3 protein-coding genes are annotated in these 3,235 nt (G+C 53.4%); all 3 read right to left on the bottom strand.

What is annotated here, in order from left to right:
- Nucleotides 1-333: 333 nt before the first annotated feature.
- Nucleotides 334-729: a polyketide cyclase gene (locus ACSZO1_RS21980; RefSeq protein WP_437616461.1), complete on the bottom strand. Its 396-nt coding sequence runs from the start codon at nucleotides 727-729 to the stop codon at nucleotides 334-336.
- 107 nt (nucleotides 730-836) lie between these two features.
- Nucleotides 837-1,784 (bottom strand): Csu type fimbrial protein, encoded by a 948-nt coding sequence (locus ACSZO1_RS21975; protein ID WP_437616459.1) that lies wholly within the window; start codon nucleotides 1,782-1,784, stop codon nucleotides 837-839.
- Between the two features lie 16 nt (nucleotides 1,785-1,800).
- On the bottom strand, nucleotides 1,801-3,235 hold a 1,435-nt coding region (locus ACSZO1_RS21970), incomplete at its 5' end, for a fimbria/pilus outer membrane usher protein (RefSeq protein ID WP_437616457.1).

Genomic DNA, 3,235 nt, shown 5'->3' with positions numbered 1-3,235 from the left:
GACAAACCACATCAATCTTTGCCATCAATCATCCAAAGGGCAAAGAGTACAACAACACTAAGTCTGCGTCACGACCGGATATTGCTGTGTATGAACTGAGTTATACCTCGTTTTAAAACAACAAACATCATCAGGAAACTCTGATATTTGGGCTGTCAGAGCCAGTTATTTTCTTTGTTATCTGCTTTTTTTGTCAGATTCATCCTGGTGATAATCATCCTGAGTGAATTATTCTGGCTCCGGGAACGTTCAGCGAGAAAATAGAGTGAATAAAAAACTGGCCCTGAGATAATTTCCGGGCCTTATATTTAACGGAGTAAATGGGCAGAAAAATCAGGATGTCATCAGTTTATGCAGGGTTTGCAGATCGCGCTCCACCCAGGCAACGTCCTGGGCAAACTTATCCTCTGACATCAGTGGCTGGCGGAATACTGTTATCACGACATCGGCTCCTTCCTGATTGGCGATGATTCGCATCGGAATATAAATCTCTTTACCCAGACCGGTATCGACATAGTGATCCATTACGCCCAGCGTGTTGTGTGGGGTAAAACGGATTTTGACCGCGCCTTCCGGTCCCTGAGCTTTCCAGACGTTGCCTGCATTGACCAGTGGAGAATGGCTTAGCCCTGAAGCCCATTTGGGGAAAAATTCAGGTTTCCAGATAGTTTCATAGAGATCCAGCCAGTTACGCGGGATAGTCACGCTAAGGGTACGTGATGGCAGCATGTTGCCTCCTGAAAATACGCCGTTAATCGATTTAAGCATTGCGGCGCTCAGAAAGAAATGGAATAAGCGGATTTTGCCCGGAGTAGTGAGCTGGCGCACATCTGGTGTCAGTAGGTCACCGTCACGTTAACGGTATCCGTATACGTTCCCGCTGGCTGGTTATCCTGATCGGCATTCACTGCTGCACTGTAACTGATGGTTTGGCTCTCTCCTGTCCCCGTGGCGCTGAGATCGTTGCTGCTGGTCCATGCCGTGCCATCTGACTGATATAACTGATACTGCAGGTAAGCGGTGCCACTGGTCACACTGGCTGACATCTGCCGCCAGTCACCTGATGAACTGTTAACGCTGGTCAGATCAACGCTGTAGGTGGCATTTTGGGTGCAGGTAATACTCAGTGTGCCGTTGACGGTGGAAAAATTTTCAGGAAGTGCCGCGCTGCCAAAATCCACATCGGGTGCGCTGTTGATCGTGCAGTCATTGGTGACCACCATGGTCACTGAGAGAGTGGCGGTGGAGGAAGCGGTAGTGGTGCCAAGACATATGCCTGCCAGACCTATGCCGCTGCATGTGGTATAGGTCCAGACAATCGTGATGGTATCGGTATAGGTTCCTGCGGGCACATTGGCACCAGTGGTGGTGACCAGATAGAGAGGCATGGTGGTGCTACTGCCACTGCTTAACGCGGTGATCAGACTGGTCGATGTCCATGAGTTTGTGGTTCCTACCGTATAGGTGCTGCTGCATACGCTGTCACTACAGAGCTGGTAAGGGATATAACTGCTGGCTGCGGAAGAGTACAGACGGGGTGTCGTACCGGAGGCATTGGCGGAGCTGATGGTGGCAGTGACAGTATAGCTGCTGAGCAGTGACAGCAGAGAATCAGTGACGCAGCTGAAACTGCTGGGGGCTGAAACATACTGGGCGGTACTGGCCAGCGTGAACGAACCGACCGAAGTAAAACTGAAAGATGACGAACTGGCGGTGCAGGCGGCATGACTGTAAAAACTGAGTAACAACAGTGGGAGCAGCAGTAATTTCAGCAACGTTTTCATTAAACTCATCCTTCGGTCAATGCGTTGAACAGACCAGCGGCCCGATTCTGCTGGCGATATCACTGTCCTCAGCCAGCGGGAAAGTGTGATGACAGTTGCCTGTCGACAGCGAAACAACAATTTCGTTTTGAGTCGCCAGATGACTGAACCAGGCGAGCCCGTCATAGCCAATGGCGGCGGTCTGCCCGCTCACGGTTTCTGTCACCAGCGTGCCGGGTGGCAGCGGCTGGTGATGTTCATCAACCAGTTTGATCAATGCCGAACGCTCTTTCTGCACCGGGAAAGTCACCAGCGCGCCACTGCCTTCGCGTACGGCGACGCGTTTTTCCACATTTGGCGTGGTGACGGTGGCTGGCAGGGAAAGGGTGTCGATACTGAGTTTCGCCGGATACCAGGCGCTGGCCCAGGGGACCAGCAGATGGCCGCTGGTATCCGTCGAACCGATCAGCCGATTTTCATAGCTGACCGGGATATCCGGGTAGCCATCGGTGCTGACCACAATAAAGGCATCGCTGACCTTATTGGTGGCAAAGAACGCGTTGTCCATAAAGATGAGAGAGCCCGCCATATCCAGCCAGCTATTCTGTGCGCCTGGCTCACCATAAAAACCGCCGCTAATGACTGAATAATCGTTTTTCCATGTCAAATCGGCCTGGCGATAATCGCTGTTGCCGGTGGAAAGACCAACATTCCAGCCCAGTCCGCCACTGGCTGGCGCTGCGCGGTTGTAGGTCAGCCGTTCGGAAAGTTTGCCTGAAGAATCGCGTTGTATGCTGGTGCTGGCGGTTCCGCTATCACCCAGTGGGATCACCAGTTGCGCCAGCAGAGTGGCATCGTTGCTCCCCAGTGTTTTTTTCAGCGCCAGATACAGGCTGCTGGCCCCCCAGATCGAACGACTCCATGAGAGATTGACCAGTCGTGTCCGGGTGCCGTCCTGGGCTTCAATATCGAAATAGCCTAACCCAAGGCTGCCGCCCCACTGGCCAAATGGTGTCGTGCTGAGGGTCAGCTGATCCGTGCGGCGGCTCAGGGTGGCGCTGGTATCGTAAACAGAGAGATCGCTGTAACCCCGGCTGCGCTGCAGATGCTGGGCACTAAGGCTGAAACGTCTGCCGTAGTAGCTGTAGCCGACAGAGAGCTGCTGGCCATCAGGAGAGGAGTGGCTGATGCTGGTGCTCAGCGTACCGAGCAGGCCGAGAGCAATATCGGCGCCGACACCGCCCGTTGCCAGTCCTTCACGTCCTTCGGCGTGGGTAGAGAGAGACAGAGAGTCGGTCAAACCATAGCGCCATAAACCACTGACTGACGCGGCATTATAATCGGCACTTGCGGAGCCGTAGTTGTGGCGCAATGCGCCCAGCGAGAAATCGAAGTCGCTTCGCGAATTCAGATAATAAGTGCAACGCTTGGTCATGTGGATGGAGGGACGGTTAGCTACCGATAAGCTATCC

It is taken from the genome of Erwinia sp. V71 (assembly GCF_965644245.1).
In the GTDB taxonomy this organism is placed as follows: Bacteria; Pseudomonadota; Gammaproteobacteria; order Enterobacterales; family Enterobacteriaceae; genus Erwinia.
The sequence above is the reverse complement of the archived record's forward strand: the minus strand, read 5'-3'. Positions and strand labels throughout refer to the sequence as shown.

Bases quoted from the DNA above. Each gene is read 5' to 3' on its own strand.
- ACSZO1_RS21980 (WP_437616461.1), bottom strand. From the start codon at position 729: ATGCTGCCATCACGTACCCTTAGCGTGACTATCCCGCGTAACTGGCTG.
- ACSZO1_RS21975 (WP_437616459.1), bottom strand. From the start codon at position 1,784: ATGAAAACGTTGCTGAAATTACTGCTGCTCCCACTGTTGTTACTCAGT.